The following is a 16015-nucleotide window of genomic DNA, read 5'->3' on the forward strand; positions in this document are numbered from 1 at the left end:
GAAAAAGCCGAAGATCGGAACCCGAAACTCTTTGGAGGAGCAATGAAAGCAAGGTTTTCGGCGATCGCGGTCGCGCTGCTGGCAGTCCTGCTCGTCGCCACGCCGGCGTCGGCGGCCGAGCCGCCCACCGTGTCCGCCCAGGACCGCGAATACCTGAACCGGGCGCACGGGGACAACTTGTTCGAGATCGTCAGCGGCAACCTGGTGAACCGCGGCAGCTGCGCCCGGGTACACGAGCTGGGACCGGAGTTCGTGGCGCACCACACCGCACTGGACACCGAACTGGTGGCCGTCGCGACCGAAAACGGCGTCCCGCTGTATTCGGCGCCGGGTTCCGCGCACCTGGACCGCATCGCCGACGAGGCGTTCCGCACCGGCCGCGACTTCGACATCGCCTGGCTGCGGGACCAGATCGTGGTGCACCAGCAGGGCATCGCCGTGGCCGAGTGGGAGACGCGGTACGGATGGTCTCCCGACGTCAAGAAACTGGCGGCCCGGTCGATACCGGTCCTGCAGGAACACCTGGACGAGGCGACGGCGGCGCTCGAGACCTGCGCTCTGGCGTGAAGGCCGTCCCGTGCACACGAGGACGCCCGCTCCTTGGGGAGCGGGCGTCCGGCGCGGTGCCGTGAGCGCGTCACGTGGTGACGGCTCGGTGAGCCTCCTGCGGTGCCTCCGTGACCTGCGGCCGCCGCCGGTGCGCCGCCGCCGTGCCGGCCAGCAGGACGGCCAGGCCCACGACGTTGACCCCGGCGCCGACCCACAGCGGCGAGACGAACCCGAGTCCGGCGGCCAGTGCCAGGCCGCCGAGCCAGGCGCCCAGCGCGTTGCCGATGTTGAAGGCCGCGATGTTGGCGCCCGACGCCATCGTCGGCGCGTCCTCGGCGTACCGCATGATCCGCAGCTGCAGCCCGGGCGCGGTGGCCAGGCCGACGGTGCCCATCAGGAACAGCGAGACGATCGTCAGGACCTTGCTGTGCGCGGTCAGGGCGAACACCGCGAGCACCGCCGTGAGCAGGCCGAGGATCACCAGCAGCGACTTGTCCAGCGCGCGGTCCGCCGCCTTGCCGCCGAGGAAGTTGCCGGCGAACATGCCGACGCCGAACAGCACCAGCAGCCAGGGCACCGTGCTGGTGGCGAAGCCGCTGACCTCGGTGAGCGTGAAGGCGATGTAGGTGAACGCGCCGAACATGCCGCCGTAGGACAGCACGGTGATCGCCGCCGAGATCCAGACCTGCGGACGGCGGAACACGCCGAGCTCGCCGCGCAGGCTGGTCTTGCCGACGGGTTCCGGCTGCGGCACCAGCAGCCAGATGCCGGCCAGCGTGATGACACCGATGACGGTGATCGCCCAGAACGTCGAGCGCCAGCCGAGCTGCTGGCCGAGCAGGGTGCCCAGCGGCACGCCCAGCACGTTGGCCACGGTCAGGCCGCCGAACATCAGCGCGATGGCGCTGGCCTTCCGGTTCTCCGCGACCATCTCCGCGGCGACCACCGCGCCGACGCTGAAGAACGCGCCGTGGCACAGGGCCGCGACGATCCGGCCGAGCAGCATCACCGAGTAGACCGGCGCGACCGCCGAGATCAGGTTGCCGGCGATGAACAGGACCATCAGCCCGAGCAGCACCTTCTTGCGGTCGAACCGGGTGATCGCCAAGGTGAGCGCGATGGCGCCGATCGCGACGCTGAGCGCGTACCCCGAGACCAGGTACCCGGCCACCGGCTCGGTGACCCCGAAATCCGCCGCCACCTCGGGCAGCAGACCCACGATCCCGAATTCGGTCAGCCCGATGCCGAAGCCTCCCAGCGCCAAGGCGAGAAGCCCGATAGGCATGTCTACCCTCCATTCAATGCGCACGCCCTCGTGGGTGAATGACCTCATCGTAGGAACGGCGCCGGAAGGGGCGCCGCCATCGTAGGTGGAATCGTCACTACGACTTTGGTGACAGTGCGTCCTGCCTGATCGGCTCTACCGCCGCCGGCTCGCTTGAGCCGTGTGCCCGGCGCTCCTACTTTCGGTACCACACGCGACATCGGCGGTAGGGCGAGGTTTCCCGTTTCCGCCCTGGACCAAACTCTAGGGAGAGGCGATGAAAGTGGTTCCTTCCCGTTCCCGGCCGGCCGCGCTCCCGTCACCGCGGGAGCGCGTCGTCGGCTTCTTCCCCGGCCTGGGCAGCCGGGACGCGTACCGGGACCTCGGCAGCGACCTGCCGGACTCCGGGGATCCGGAGGTGCTCGAGGTCTACCGGCAGGCCGCGCGGGCGCTGGGGTGCCGGCCGGAGGATCTCCTGCTGGTCCCGGAGAACCTGCCGGCGGGAAAGCTGGCGCAGCAAGCTTTCCTGGGGGCGGCGTTCCTCACCCACAGCCTGGCTCTGGAGGCCCACCTGCGGAGCACGGCGGCGAAGAGCGGCGTTCCGCTCGGCTTCCTGGCCTACACCGGCGAGAGCTTCGGGATCATCGCCTCGGCGGTGGCGAGCGGGGCGCTGAGCGTCGGGGACGGCGTCAAGATCGCGCGGGCGTTCACCCCGCTGACCCTGGTGGCCGCGGAGGGCGGGGTGCCGGACGAGCCGGTCGCCCGTGAGGTCGCCGCGTACCTCCCCGATTCCCTGCGCGGACGGCCGCTGGTGCCCGAACCGTTCCACGTCATCGCCCTGAAGGGGGAACCCGCGGATCTCGCTGCCGTTCTCGGCGATCTCGGGAAAGCGTTCCCGGAGGCGGACGTCGAGGTTCACAAGCGCTATTCGGACCGGCAGGCGAACGTGTACGTGCGGTCCGGCGTGAAAGCGGATTTCGACGCGTTCCTGACGCGGTTCTCCGCGATTCGTGCGGAAGAGCTGAAGAAGCCGACGAAGTTCCTGGCCCACTCCGCGCGGATGAGCGGCGTCCGCGAGGCGCTCGGGGAGTTCCTGGACGCGAACGGCATCGTGTTCCGCGAGCCCCGCACGCCGGTGGTCTCGAACCACGGCGGCGGCCTGCTCACCACGGCCGAGGACGTCCGCGACGGCGTCCTCGCGATCACCGACCAGGTCATGGCGTCCCGGGACACCGTGGCGACCCTGGCCGGCCTCCGTCCGGGGCTGGTGGTGGAACTGGGGCTGGGGGACAAATCCGTGCGGCTGCTGCGCGACAACGCCGTCGCGGCGCCCGTGACCGCCTACACCGGCACCGCGGATCCGGTGCTCCCCGTGGTGGAACTCGTGGACGGCCTGCTGGCCGAGCTGGCGGAACTGCGCGGCTCGGGGGACCGCCTGGACCACCGGCACCTGGACACGCTGCGAGACCTCTTCCGGCTGGCGTCGGAGGACTCCTTCTGCGCCGAATACCTCCACCGCACCATGCGGGACGTCATCACCGGCGAGATGCTCGGCTCCCGGCGTGACGCCGCACCGGCGTTCTACGAGCTCCTCGAGGTCTTCCAGCACACCTACCGGCACCGCGGCGACGTCGACGCCGCGCACGGCGAGCTGGTGCTGCGGGCGCGGCTGAAGAAGCGGATCACCGGGGAGGGGCTCGGCCAGGTCGACACCGAGCTGAGGGTGCTGGACCGGACGGGCCGGGTCACCGACCGGAGTCTCGCCACGACCGGCGCGACCGAGGTCGTGGTCGTCCACTTCGACCGGCTCTCCGATCACAGCCAGGCGGCGATCGCCCGGCAGCTGGCGCTGTTCCAGGCGCTCCGGCACGACCGTCCGGCGCTGTTCCGGCAGAACGACTGCTACCTCGAGGGAAGCGACCCTGTCGGCTGGCTGGCGGCGCTGGCGGCGTCCGGCGCGGCGCCCGTGGCCGACGTCGTGGCGGCCGGCGACCTGTACCGGGAGGTGGGCGTGGGACTCGACCTGGAGGCCGAGCTGGACCGGGTGCTCTCCTCGCTGACCGAGCCCGAGCTGCCCGTCGTGTCGCCGGCGGGTGTCCCGCTGTGGTCGGCGAAGGACATCGCGGCCGCGACCCGTGCCGTCTTCTTCGGCGACGCACTCGACGCCGGGGTCCGGCGGATCCACCTCAACGGGAACTGCCGGATCCTCTCGCTCGGATCCGCGCTGGACGCCGCCGGCGTCGACGCCGGGCCGCACCGGGCCGACATCATCGGGGTGTCGTCCGTGGCCGAGGTCCGGACCGAGGGCCTCAACCCGGCGCTCGACGCGTTCGAGGACGACTGTGTCCTGGCCATGACCGTGGAGAACGAGCGGGTGGTGCGCTACGCCCAGGGCAGGCGGGTGCTCAGCGGCACGGTCAACGCCTACCTCGGCATCGGCGAACGGGTGCTGGGCTTCGGCAACGGCGGCAGTGAGTCCATGACGATCTTCCTGCGCAAGGACGGCGAAGACCGGACCACCGTCCGCAAGGTGCTGAGCGAGGCGCTGACCACGGTCGGCTGGAACCCGGACGGCCGGGGCGTGATGCTGCCGCCGTTCGCCAAGGCCCGGAAGCAAGCGGAGTACCTGCGGGCGCTGCCGGCGTCCGTGCGCCGGTACTTCCCCGAGGTCCACGACGTCCGGGAGCGGGTCATCCCGGTTCCGCCGCACGCGCGGACGGACGGCACGGCCACCGGCTGCGCGGAAGTCGTCTACGAGATGAGCTACGTGCCGGGGGAGGAGGTCAGCCGGTTCGTCGAGCGGAACTCGCCGCCGCCGGCGGTGATCGCCCGGCTCTACGAGGAGATCTTCCGGGTGCTGAACCGGACCGTGCACACGGTGAACCGCGTCCCCGCCCCGGGCGAGACCCTGGACGTCTCCTACTTCCGGAAGATCGAGGACCGCCTGGCGCTCTGCCGGCGCACCGCGCCGCGCACGTTCACCCCGGAACTGCTCGACACCGAGCACATCGTCATCGACGGCGTCACCTACCTCAACTCCCGGGCGCTGCTGGCGCGGTTCCGGGCCCACCCGGAGTACCTCCGGATCCTGGAGCCGCGGTTCCACTCCCTGGTGATGGGGGACACGAACACCGAGAACATCAAGGTCGGGAACACCGTGCCGCTGCTGCACGCCCAGCGGCTGATCGAGACCGGCGCGCCCCGCGAGGAGATCGACGCGGCGCTGGCGGCGATCACGGCGGAGTCCGTCGGGATCCGGTTCCTCGACCCGCGGGCGATCGGCTTCAAGAGCGACGGCGCGGACACCCGCGACGACGCGATGTACGACAACAAGCCCTGGCACAACTGCCTCGGCCACTACGACGAGATCCACTACGAGCAGTTCACCCTGCGGGTCCGGACCGGCGAGGGGCGCACACCCCGCGTCGACGTCGGCTTCGTGGCGGGGAACCCGTACCAGCAGTCCTACCGGGTGCGGGACGTGGTGGCCAAGGGCGAAGCGGTCGATCCGGCCGCCCCGCGCGGGATGGAGGACTACTTCGCCTCCGTGATGGCGGCCGTGCACCGGGACGACCCGGAGTCCCGCCAGCTGAAGGATCCGTACTGGATCATCCGGTTCGTCTTCCTGATGGGCACGCACTTCGCGGCCATGCCGCCGTTCCACTTCCAGTCCGAGCTGGACGGGACGCTGACCGACACCTACCAGGCGCAGCGCCGGCCGGTGGCCATCTACTGCGAAGGGATCAAGTGGCTCAACTGGGCGCTGCAGATGCTGACGGGGGAGCGGACGGAGTTCCTGGGCGTGCCGGTGCCGCCGCTGGCCCACCTGGAGCGGCCGCGGCGACGCACGGCCACCCGCCGTCCCGCCGTCCCCGGGCACCGCGCTCCCCGGTCGTCGCGGCCGGAGGCGCGGCCGGCAACCGATTCACGTCGAACCAGCCGGGTGCCGCGCACCCGGCAGAGGGAGGAGGGTTGATCGATGGCCGACGCATCGCCGGCCCTGCCGGTGGCCGGGCTGGCCGACCTCACCGCCGAGTCCCGGATGATCGCGACGCCGTGGAGCCGCATGGTGCGCGGCATCGGGCTCGGCCAGTACCCGATCGACTACGACCCCGTCGCCGCCGAGCGGATCCGGCACACGTTCGACCTGCTGGCGGCGAAGGTGCCGCCGGTCAACTCCTACACGCTGTTCGCCCGGCGGCTGGCGGACCTGATCCTGAACGTCGCCGCCCCGGACGTCGGCTTTTCCCGCACGGACGTCGGCTCGGCGGTCGGGGCGATCGTGGACGCCGTGCGGTCGGAGGCGAACCCGTACTACCGCGTCACGGCGGGCTGCCTCCTGATGGACGCGTTCGCCAAGCTCGGCCTGGACCGGAAGCTGCTGGTCAACGAGTGGATGGACTTCCCGGCGGAGATCCTCGCCGTGACCGACCAGATCCGGCCGGACCGGATCGAGGACGAGAACAGCGGCCGCCACGGCGACTACGAACGGCTGTCGGCGTGCACGGCGGTGTTCCTGGCTTTCGGGCAGCTGGGCCTGGCGGACCGGCTGGTCACCGGCGAGCGTGACCACGTCCGGGAAGCTCTGGACCTCCTGGAGCGGATCCCCGCGCCCTTCTTCCGCGGGCGCGGCGGATCCATGCTGCTCTCGGTGATCTCGCTGCTGGGTTACGACGGGCACGTCTTCGACGGCCCGCGGGACTACCTGAAGGAGGTCCTGGACCACCTCGACCGCGCGGACGAGCTGAACCTCCCGCCGGCCTTCCCGCAGCCGATGACCGAGGACTTCGGGAAGATCTACCCGCTGCTGACCATGCTGAACGCCATCGCGACGGCCGGCCGCGCCGAGTACCTCACCTACCGGAAGGACCGGCTGGCGGAGGCGAAGGAGCTGCTGGGCCGCATCGACCCGGTGGAGCGGACCCACATGGGGCTGTACTACCTCGTGGCCCTGCACAACCTGGGCCGGCTGGCCGAGCAGGTGCCGGACCTGGACGCCTTCGTGGAGGACGTGCTGGGGCCGTGGGACCACGCGGATCCCGGCGCGAACTTCTTCCGCAACGGGATCGCGTACCCGTACATGATCGAGACGGCGATGGTGACCGGCCGGGCGGACCTGATCACCGGCCGGGGGCTGGACCGCCTGGTGGACTCCTACCCCGACCTCGACCGGACCGACCTGGACCGGGCGAACCGGCCCTATCCGTTCAGCTACACGCTGAACATGCTGGGCGAGATCGGCGAGGCGGACCGGCTCTACACCCCCTCGCCCCGGTACGGCGGCCGGTCGGCCGTGGCCTGGGTCGTCGGCCACCTTTCCGAAGGCGGCCGCGAAGAGGGGACCCGGCTGTACATGCTGGACCACGCGTTGATCAGCTACGCCCTGCGGCTGCGGGGCCGGGACCGGGGTGAGACGGAACTGTTCAAGAAGTTCCGGTTCCCGTTGGCGTCCTGAGCCGAAACAACGGAAATCCCCGGCCGCCGGCCGGGGATTTCCGTTGTGGCGCTCAATGGTTCGCCCCCGCGAGGGCACCGCGGGGTGCCGCCGGCGCGGGAGTTCGTTCGCATTCGGGCCGCCAGGTGCCCACGTGCACCCAGCGCCGCTGCCACCGGAACGTCGCCAGCACCGTCGACCGCGCGCACCGCGGACACGGCTGGGGTGCCGAGTCGACCCACATCGTCGCCATGGGAACCTCCAGGAATATCGATGGTTACCGATACCCGGAGGATGCCTTGTGACGGCTATGAAACGGTTACGCGCAAGTCCTCAATGGACACTCAACGGTCGAGGTCGTCGATCAGCCGGGCCTTGACGGCCTTCTTGATCGCGTCCACCCGCGACACCGCCCCCAGTTTCCCGTAGATGTTCGTCAGGTGCCGTTTCACGGTGCCCTCGCTGATGAACAGGCGCGAGGCGATCTGGGCGTTGCTCATCGCCGCGGCGACCAGCCGGAGGACCTCGAGTTCCCGTTCGGACAGCAGGGTTCGCTGCTCCTGCTGGCGCTCCAGCGACTCCATCGTCGCGCGCGGGATCGACAGCAGCACGTTGTCCCTGCTCCGGCTCACCGACCGGATCGCGGTGATGAGCTCCTCGCGCGCGATGCTCTTCACCAGGTACGCCGCCGCGCCGTAGTCCAGCAGTTCGCGCACCAGCGCGGGCGCGTCGTGCATGGTGAGGATGACCACCGCGGTCTCGGGGGACGTCCGCCGGACGCGCTCGATCACCGCCTTCGCGCCGGGCCCCGGCATTTCGACGTCGAGCAGCAGGACGTTCGGCCGGTGCCGTTGGACCAGCGTGATGGCCTCGTCCCCGTGGGCGGCCTCGCCGGTCACGTCGAACTCCGGGTCCGTGGACAGCAGCTCGCGCAGCCCCTGCCGGAAGAGGGTGTGGTCGTCGGCGACGACGATGGTGACCTTCGGCCCGGTCATCGATGGGCTCCGAGGTGGGTGACCGCGATCGAGATCGTGGTCCCGCTGTCCGGGACCGCGGTGATGGTGAACGTGCCGCCCAGGAGCTCGAGCCGTTCGCGCATGGACGACAGCCCGACACCCGAGCGGGCGGCCAGCGCGGCGGCGAGGTCGAACCCGCGCCCGTCGTCCCGCACGGTCGCGCGCACCGCCGCGTCGGCCACCGTGACGGTGACCTCCAGCGTGCGCGCGCCCGCGTGCAGCACGACGTTCCGGATGGCTTCGCGCAGGACGATGTACAGCTCCTCGCACACTTCGTCCGGCAGGTGCTCGTCGCCGGTCACCGACACGGTGGTGTGGATGTCCGGGGGGACCCGGGTGGCCACGTAGTCGTCGAGCGCCTTGGCGAGGCCGCCGATCTCGACCGCGGATTCCCGCAGTTCCCTGGCGAGCCCCCGGATCGCGTCGAGGGCTTCGCGCAGCGCGGTGCGGGCGGTCCCGATCCGGGCCCGGGCGCGCGGCGGGTCCGTGTCGGCGTACACGTCGTACAGCTCGAGGTCCTGCAGGCCGACGCCGATCGAATGGGCGGCGCGGTCGTGCAGCTCCCGGCCGATCCGGCGCCGTTCGTCACGGTGCGAGTGGTTCACCTTCTCGAGCAGGAAGCTGGCGTAGGACACCGCGCCGATCCCGACGCGGTGCATGATCGACTCCTGCAGCGCGCCGGCCGCGGTGAGCAGCGCGCTGTCCTCCTCGCAGCGTGGCCGGACCCGTTCCAGCACCACCGGGAGCAGGACCCGGTACATCGTCACGGCGGCGTGCGCCGACTCGATCGGGTGAACTCCCCGGCTGGCGCGGCTGGCCCCGATTTCGGCGCTGAGCCGGTCCGCCTCCGCGGCGGGTGCCGGAGCGCCGGTGAGCGCGGTGTCGACGTCGTCGAGGACGGATTCGGCCTGGCGCAGCAGCTGGGCCGTCGCCTCCGGGACGTCGGCCAGGCGGTTGCCCTCCGCCCGCAGGTGGTCGTGGAACGACCGCACGGCCGTGCGTCGGAGGACGGCGGGGAACAGCACGTTCTCGTCGGCCACGCCGGGAATTGTCTCACAGTGGCGAACCCGGCCAAAGACTGCCGAACAGCGTGAGGTGCGCGCAGTACTGGGTGACCATGAACACCCGGTACGGACGGCGTTCCGCGGACCGGCCGCCGCGGCTCAGCGACGTGAGAACCGTGACCGAAAGCGCCGCCGAACCGGCGAAAACGACCGCGGCCGCGGGGAGTATCCCGCTCGCCCGGATCGCGCAGAGAACGGCGAACGTCCAGCCGACCGAGCTCGCCGCGAGCGCCATCACCACGCGGGCCTGGCGGTCGCCGAGCAGCACCGGCAGCGTTTTCCGGCCGGCCAGCCGGTCGCCTTTCGCGTCGGCGAGATCCTTGGTCGAGCCGCCGAACCCCATCCACAGGGACATCATGAGACCGAAGAGGAAAACCGGTCCGGTCAGCCGCCCGCCGCCGGCGGCCGACCAGCCGGCCAGGTAGGTGAGCAGGCCCAGCGCGGTCACCGCGGCGACGAACCCGGCCAGGTTCGCCTTGAGCGGCCACGGTCCCAGCGAGTAGGCCCACCCGACCCCGAGCATCGCCGCGGTCAGCAGGAACTGGGTCGCGGACACGGTCATCGCGAGCCCGAGCCCCGCCGCCGAGAGAGCCCAGACGATCGAGACGGCCGGGCGGCGGGGCAGGTCGCCCCGCGCGATCGGGCGCGCCTTGCCGTTGGCGCGGTCCTCGACCACGTCCGCCACCCCGTTCAGCAGGTAGACGGCCCAGGTCGTGGCGAGCCAGCCGAGCGCGGCCGCCAGGAGCGCGGGTCTGGGCACGGCGCCGTGCGTGCCGGCCGCCGTCCCGAGCGCCGCGCCCGCGGCGAACCGGAGCAGGAAGACGAGCTGCACCACCGGCCGCGCCTCCCGCCACGCGAGAGCGAGCCGGCGCCCCAGCGACGTGTGCGCGGATCGGGCTGCGGGAAACAGAATCGTCGTCGACGTCATCGGCACCTCCGTTCGACCGGGGTATTCCACGGCAGTGGTATGGACAACCGGAGATTCTGCGGCCGGGTCGGAGGGGACGACATGGCCGGAGGCGGAAGGCGGGCTACGACGTTCGTGACATGCCCCCTGGACCATCGTCCCGAGCTGGTTCCTCCTTGGCGGGCCGGACGTTGAGCGGCGAACCGCGGCCGCCTAGCGTGGGATCGCGCCTCGGCGTGAGGGTTCCGGGTGGTTCGGATGGGGGACGAAATCATGCGAAACGACGGTGATTCCGCGGTCACGGTCCGGTGTTTCGGCGCTTTCGAGGTGTCCCTGGCCGGCGAACCGGTGACGTGCTGGCACGCGGGCAAGGCGCGCAACCTCTTCCAGTACCTGCTGTTCAACCGAGGCCGGATCGTCCGGCGGGAGAAGCTGTACGAGACGTTGTGGCCGGGTGCCGCGCCGTCGGCGAGTTCGCTGAAGGTGGCGGCGCACGCGATCCGCCGGACGTTCGCCGGCCATCCGCTCGAGATCGCCGGCCGCGCACACGGTTACCGGCTCGTCGCCGAGGACCTGTGGCTGGACGTGGACGAGTTCGACGCCGCCCTGCGCGAAGCGCACGCCGCGGAGTCACGCGGAGCGCGAGCCGAAGCGGTCGCGTGCTACCGGCGGGCGGCGGACCTGTACGCCGGCGACTTCCTGCCCGGGGAAACGGGGGACTGGGTCGAACAGCAGCGGGAGTACTACCGCACCCGGGCGCTCTACGCCCTGGGTTCGCTGCGCGCCGACGCACTGCGGCGGGGTGACGACGCCGAGGCCGTCGAACTGTGCCACCGGATCCTGGAAATCGACCCGTACCAGGAGGAGGTGTACCAGACGCTGATGGTCCTGCACGCCAGGCGCGGCGAGCTGGGGCAGGTACGCAACTGGCACCGGATGTGCACGCGAAGGCTCCGGCACGACCTCGACACGGCCCCGACCGAGACGACAAGCCGCATCTTCGCCAGAGCGGTCCGCGGCGAGCTCCGGGCGCCGGAATTCTCGGCGAGGCGAACCGATGGCGCGCGCCGTTGTCCGGCACCGCGGTCGAGGCGTCCTCCGCGGCCGGCGCCGGGGACGGTCGGGCCCCGCCGTTGAGTGGCCGCCGCTGCAGGGGTTGCAACGCTTTCAGTGCCGGCCGAGTTCGGCCGGCCGCTTCCCGGCTGCCTTGGGGTCACCGTATCGCGGCTCGCGGCCGCGTCTGCTCCACGAACTCGGGAACCGCCTCCTCACGCGAACCGATCGCGAGCAGGGCAGAGCCGTAGGAAGCCGGCCGATGCCGGGCCGCGCCTCCGGCACGGTCGGTCGTGATCAGCCCCGAATCGCGCAACACGGTCGCGTGCTGACTGGCACTCGCCGGTGAGATACCGAGCTCGGTCGCGATCTCCGTGGTGGTCGGCACGGGGAGCGCGCAGATCGCTTCGAGGACGGCGGCCCGGGTGTGGCCGAGGAGCCTGGCCGCCGAGCGGTTCGGCGGCCCGCCGAACCAGCCGGGACGCCGGTCGACCGGGTACACCGGCACCGGCCGGCGGCCCGGGTCCAGCAGGGTCACCGGCGATGCCGGCAGAACATCGACGGCACGAGCAGCAGCCCCCGGCCGTCGAGACGCAGTTCCTGGTCCACCGGGTAGTCGACCTCGAGCACCGGCGACTGCCACCGCACGGCCGGGGGGAGCGTGGCCGGCAGCCCCTCGACGCCGTCGCCCAGCATCACGTGCCCGCGCCGCAGGCGGTCCGCGCGCGCCAGGTCGGTGATCGCCGGCCAGGAAGGAGCGAGCGCGGCCGAGAAGTATCGCCGGATGGCGCTGCCGAGCCGGCGCAGCACGTCGAGGCAACCGTTCGCCGGCGGCGACACCCACGCCGGCGTGCGGCGCTCGGCGGCGAGTGCGGTCAGGTCGGATCTGAACACCGCCCGCGGCGTGCTCAGCACGGAATCGATCGCGCTGTCGAGCCCGCCTCCGCCGGCCGGCGGGGTGAGGAAGTCCACGGAGTAGCCGCGCGGGGGCGCCAGCGCGAAAAGCATGCCGACCGAGCGGTCCAGGCAGGCCCGGACCGACGCGCGCCACTCCCCGAACACGGCGTGTCCCGCGCCGCTCTGCAGCTGGTGCAAGCTGAGCAGCGTCTCCCACAACGGATCCGGCGCGTCCAGAACCCGTGTCCGTGCGAGGTCGTCGGCCTCGAAATGGATGCGCAGCATCGTCCCCCGGTCCCCAGTTCCGTCGACTGCTGTCCCTCGGGCCGGGTACCTCGTCGGCGTCGCAGCAGGTGATGTGCGATCCGCACGAGGGTCTCGTCTGCCTGACCAACCTCGACGTCACGAACGAGCGGATCCCGCCCGTCGCGTCCGGCTCCTGCCGGGCCACCGATTTCCACTACCAGGGGATGATCAACTACGCGGGCTACTACCAGCGGAAATGGGAGAACTCCAACTGCACCGGGCAGAACGTGCTCGTGGCCCCTGGGGAGAACGCGTACACCAGCTTCTGGGGCAAGTCCGTCGGCGGTTACTGAGCCACCTCAACCGATGGTGATCTCCTGGCCGATACTCGGGACGCCGTCGGCGTCGAGGGCGTACAGCAGGTAGCGGCCCGGCGGCGCGGCGCCCGGCGAGGCGGGGACAGTGACGCGGTAGGCGGTCGGGCTCAGCGTCGCCGGGGCCAGCGGGACGCGTCGCTGGTCGGTGTCGACGGTGTGGGTCGCCGAGCCGGCCCGCATGAGCGCGAAGGCGGTGACCGCGCGGTCGGTGCCGACGGTGAGCGTCGCGCCGTTCGCCGCCGTCGGCGGTGCCGAGGTGATGGCCGGGCGGGCTTTGGGGGTGCCGTCGGGGTTGAGCAGGTACGGCGGCGTGAACACCTGGCCGTCGAAGTGGTTGGTCGCGCAGTTCCCGCAGAGCCCGCCGCCGCCGGAGAAGACGCGGCCGTCGGGCAGGAGGTTGGCCACCGAGTGGTAGTTGCGCGGCACCGCCATCGACGCGAGCCGGGTGAACTTGCCGGTGGCGGGGTTCCACAGTTCCGGAGTCAGCACGGCGGTCTGGTCGCTGAAGGGCACCGCGCGCGCCTGACCGCCGATGACGACGACGGTGCCGTCCGGGAGCACGACGCTGTTGGCGAACGCCCGCGCGAAAGCCATGTCGCCCACGCGCGCGACTTTGGCGGTGCCGGTGGTGATGTCGACGGTATAGGCGCGGTTGGTGGCGTCGGAGTCGTCGTAGGCGGGGGCACCACCGACGGTGAGGATCTTGCCGATGTCGTACATGACCGCGTTGCCGTTCATGGCGTCCGCGCTGTCGCCGCGTGCTCCGGCGCCGGTCACCGAGCCCGGCCCGGTCGTGGACACCCAGTGCATCTGCTTGCTGGGGCCGGCGTGGAAGACCCGGCCCCCGTCGGCGGCGAACAGCCAGGTGTGGTTGTCGGCGCGGAAGACGCCTCGCGGGTCGGCGGTGAAGAACGGTTCCGGCGGCACTCCCGGCAGCGCGCGCCAGCTGTCGGCGGCCGGGGAGTAGACCTCACCGGCCTTGCCGCCCCGGCCGCCGCTCCACGACCCGCCGACGGTGAAGACTTCGCCGGTGGAGAGGGTCACCTGCGACTGGTAGCCGCGGGCGGTGTTCATCGGCGCGGCCGCGGTCCAGGTGTTCGTCCCGGGGTCGTAGACGCTGGCCTGCTTGGCATCGCTGCCGCCGGTGACCAGCACCCGTCCGTCGGCGAGGATGGAGAGGCCGGGACAGAACATGTCGTGCCCGGTGCCGTCGACGCGCCGCTGGGTGACCTCGCCGGTGGTCAGGTCCATGATCGCGGTCTGGGTGTAGCCGTGGGTGCCGCCGTAGTTGTCCGCGGCGTAGGCCGACCAGGTCAGCAGCTTGTTCCCGGGCAGCAGGGCGGAGGCGACCGGGACGATCGGGAACCCGGCCGTCGCGCCCCACTGCCCGGTCTTGCCCGGGTCGGGGGCGGCGGTGGCGGAGAGGACGTCGATCTCGGCCGCGGCGGTCGAGGGGCCGCGGCCGCCGGCCTCGGTGAGCGCGGTCAGACGGACGTAACGGGCCGCCGCTTCGGGGAACCGCGCGGTCTTCACCGCGGTGTCGTCGGCCCAGGTCCCCGCGGTCGCGGGGGCGAACGTCGTGCCGTCGGTGCTCGTCTCGACCCGGTACCGGCCGATGGTGCCGTCGGGTTCGCCGCCGGGTGGCCGCACCTGGACGCCGGTGACCACGTGGGTGGCCTTCATGTCCAGGGTGACCGAGTGCGGCAGCGGCGCGGCCGGCTTGGAGTGCCAGGCCGTGCCGGGGTCACCGTCGAGCACGTTCGCGGCCGGGCGCGCGGCGTCCTGGTCCGACGCGGTCGCGGTCCAGCCGCTGCGGGGGAGCGGACCGACGTCGACCGGTCCCGGTGCCGGGCCGTAGGCGTGGAACTCCACCGCCGACGAGGTTTCCGTCGTGGTGACCCGGATCTGGCGGGCGAAGGCGTCGAGCGCTACCGCCTTCGGCGTGCCGTCATCGGCCCACGTGCCGGTGGCGGCGGTGGTGAAGGTCGACCCGTCGCTGCTCGTGGCGACGGTGACGCCGCCGGCGCGCCCGGTGGGCGCCGGGGTGACGACGACCGCGGTGATCCGCTGCTCCTGCTGGGTGTCGACGGTGAACGAGGTACCGCGCCAGGCGGTGGCGAGGTCGTTGTCCAGCAGCTCGCTCGCGCTCGCGGTCCAGCCCAAGCGTGAGAGCGGCGCCGGGGCGCCGGGCAGCGGGCCGAGCAGCGAGATCTCCGCCGCCGAGGTGAACGGGCCGCGATCGCCGGCCTCGGTGAGGGCCGTCAGCCGGACGTACCGGGCGGTGACGACGTGGTCGAACGCGGCGTCCTGCGTGGCGTTCACGTCCGGCCAGGCACCCGAGGAAACGTCGGTGAAGCCCGTGCCGTCGGCGGAGACGGCGATCCGGTACTCGCCGACCCGGCCGTTGGCCCCCGTGGCGCGGGGCCGGTAGAGCAGGCCGCCCACCGCGGTGGGCCGCTTGAGGTCGAGGGTGATGCGGTGCGGGAGCGGGGTGGCCGTGCTGTAGCGGGAATGCCAGATCGTCTTCGGGTCACCGTCCAGGACGTTGGACGCCACATCGTGCTCTCGTGCCGTTTCCTCGTCACTGGCGGCCGCGGTCCAGCCGGCCCGATCCAGCACGGCCATCGGCACGGGCGCACCGGGATCCCCGAGCACGTCGAGTTCGGCGGCCGCGACGGAGGTTTTCTCCGCCCCGGAAAGCGCGGTCAGCCGGACGAAACGCGTCCCGGCGACGGCGAAGGAAATGGTCTTGGGCGTGCCGTCGTCGGCGAGGGTGCCGGCGGCCACCGGGGCGGCCCAGGTGGTGCCGTCCAGGCTCAGGCGGACCTCGTAGCGGCCGATCGCGCCCCGCCCGCCACCCGGCCTCGGCGTGGCGACCAGGCCCGAAACCGTGCGGGTGGCCCGCATGTCCACAGTGACCGATTGAGGCAGCGCCCCGGCGGACTCCCAGACGGTCCCGGTGTTGCCGTCGAGCAGGGAAGCGGGCGAGCCGCTCGTCGCCGTGGCGGTCCAGCCGGCCTTGGGGAGCTTGGTGGCCGACGGGATCATGGCCTGGGCGTTGGCCACCACATGCCCGCCGTGAGGGTCGTGTCCGCCGGTGTCATCGTGCCCTCCCGCCAGCAGCGAGGCGACCACGACGCCCGCCAGAACCGAACCACCGAACCGCCGCATCCATCGCACGACGCGGACATCGCCACACATGATCAAG

Annotated in this window: 12 protein-coding genes; 5 read left to right on the forward strand and 7 right to left on the reverse strand. The window is 71.8% G+C overall.

Annotated features, from left to right (window positions below; all coding sequences use genetic code 11):
- The first annotated feature begins 42 nt into the window (after positions 1–42).
- Positions 43–567 carry a DUF4142 domain-containing protein gene (locus AB0G28_RS12030; protein WP_361086768.1) on the forward strand — a complete coding sequence of 175 codons (525 nt, stop codon included), beginning with the start codon at positions 43–45 and terminating at the stop codon, positions 565–567.
- A gap of 70 nt (positions 568–637) precedes the next feature.
- Here the strand turns inward: AB0G28_RS12030 and AB0G28_RS12035 are convergent, their stop codons facing one another.
- Positions 638–1834, reverse strand: coding sequence for an MFS transporter (locus AB0G28_RS12035; RefSeq protein WP_361086771.1), 1197 nt, complete (start codon positions 1832–1834; stop codon positions 638–640).
- Positions 1835–2090: 256 nt separating this feature from the next.
- Here AB0G28_RS12035 and AB0G28_RS12040 point away from each other — a divergent pair, with 256 nt between their 5' ends.
- Both AB0G28_RS12040 and AB0G28_RS12045 read left to right on the forward strand, forming a co-directional pair.
- On the forward strand, positions 2091–5789 hold the full coding sequence (locus AB0G28_RS12040) for an ACP S-malonyltransferase (RefSeq protein ID WP_361086774.1): 3699 nt from the start codon (positions 2091–2093) through the stop codon (positions 5787–5789).
- A gap of 3 nt (positions 5790–5792) precedes the next feature.
- Complete coding sequence (locus AB0G28_RS12045; protein ID WP_361086776.1) at positions 5793–7268, forward strand: hypothetical protein; 1476 nt, start codon at positions 5793–5795, stop codon at positions 7266–7268.
- Positions 7269–7591: 323 nt separating this feature from the next.
- Here the strand turns inward: AB0G28_RS12045 and AB0G28_RS12050 are convergent, their stop codons facing one another.
- Genes AB0G28_RS12050 through AB0G28_RS12060 form a run of 3 tightly spaced genes read right to left on the reverse strand, consistent with a single transcriptional unit; the run spans position 7592 to position 10255 of the window.
- The gene (locus tag AB0G28_RS12050) at positions 7592–8242 is read right to left on the reverse strand and encodes a response regulator transcription factor (RefSeq protein WP_361086779.1); all 651 of its coding nucleotides are present in this window, start codon (positions 8240–8242) and stop codon (positions 7592–7594) included.
- Positions 8239–9303 (reverse strand): sensor histidine kinase, encoded by a 1065-nt coding sequence (locus AB0G28_RS12055; protein ID WP_361086782.1) that lies wholly within the window; start codon positions 9301–9303, stop codon positions 8239–8241. Before AB0G28_RS12055 ends, AB0G28_RS12050 begins: the two co-directional genes overlap by 4 nt.
- A 13-nt stretch (positions 9304–9316) precedes the next feature.
- The gene (locus tag AB0G28_RS12060) at positions 9317–10255 is read right to left on the reverse strand and encodes a UbiA family prenyltransferase (protein WP_361086785.1); all 939 of its coding nucleotides are present in this window, start codon (positions 10253–10255) and stop codon (positions 9317–9319) included.
- Between the two features lie 252 nt (positions 10256–10507).
- On the opposite strand from AB0G28_RS12060, the gene AB0G28_RS12065 reads away from it, so the two are divergent.
- Complete coding sequence (locus tag AB0G28_RS12065) at positions 10508–11371, forward strand: BTAD domain-containing putative transcriptional regulator (RefSeq protein WP_361086788.1); 864 nt, start codon at positions 10508–10510, stop codon at positions 11369–11371.
- Positions 11372–11447: 76 nt separating this feature from the next.
- On the opposite strand, the gene AB0G28_RS12070 is transcribed toward AB0G28_RS12065, so the two are convergent.
- Positions 11448–11825 carry a winged helix-turn-helix domain-containing protein gene (locus AB0G28_RS12070; protein WP_361086791.1) on the reverse strand — a complete coding sequence of 126 codons (378 nt, stop codon included), beginning with the start codon at positions 11823–11825 and terminating at the stop codon, positions 11448–11450.
- Positions 11822–12469 (reverse strand): hypothetical protein, encoded by a 648-nt coding sequence (locus tag AB0G28_RS12075; RefSeq protein WP_361086795.1) that lies wholly within the window; start codon positions 12467–12469, stop codon positions 11822–11824. The genes AB0G28_RS12070 and AB0G28_RS12075 overlap by 4 nt, the downstream gene beginning before the upstream one ends.
- 71 nt (positions 12470–12540) lie before the next feature.
- On the opposite strand from AB0G28_RS12075, the gene AB0G28_RS12080 reads away from it, so the two are divergent.
- Positions 12541–12783, forward strand: a complete 243-nt coding sequence (locus AB0G28_RS12080) for a hypothetical protein (protein WP_361086798.1) — start codon at positions 12541–12543, stop codon at positions 12781–12783.
- A 6-nt stretch (positions 12784–12789) separates the two neighbouring features.
- Here AB0G28_RS12080 and AB0G28_RS12085 read toward each other — a convergent pair whose 3' ends face one another.
- Positions 12790–15978, reverse strand: coding sequence for a discoidin domain-containing protein (locus AB0G28_RS12085; RefSeq protein ID WP_361086801.1), 3189 nt, complete (start codon positions 15976–15978; stop codon positions 12790–12792).
- Positions 15979–16015 lie beyond the last annotated feature (37 nt).

It is taken from the genome of Amycolatopsis sp. NPDC021455, assembly GCF_040640995.1.
Taxonomy (GTDB): Bacteria; Actinomycetota; Actinomycetes; order Mycobacteriales; family Pseudonocardiaceae; genus Amycolatopsis.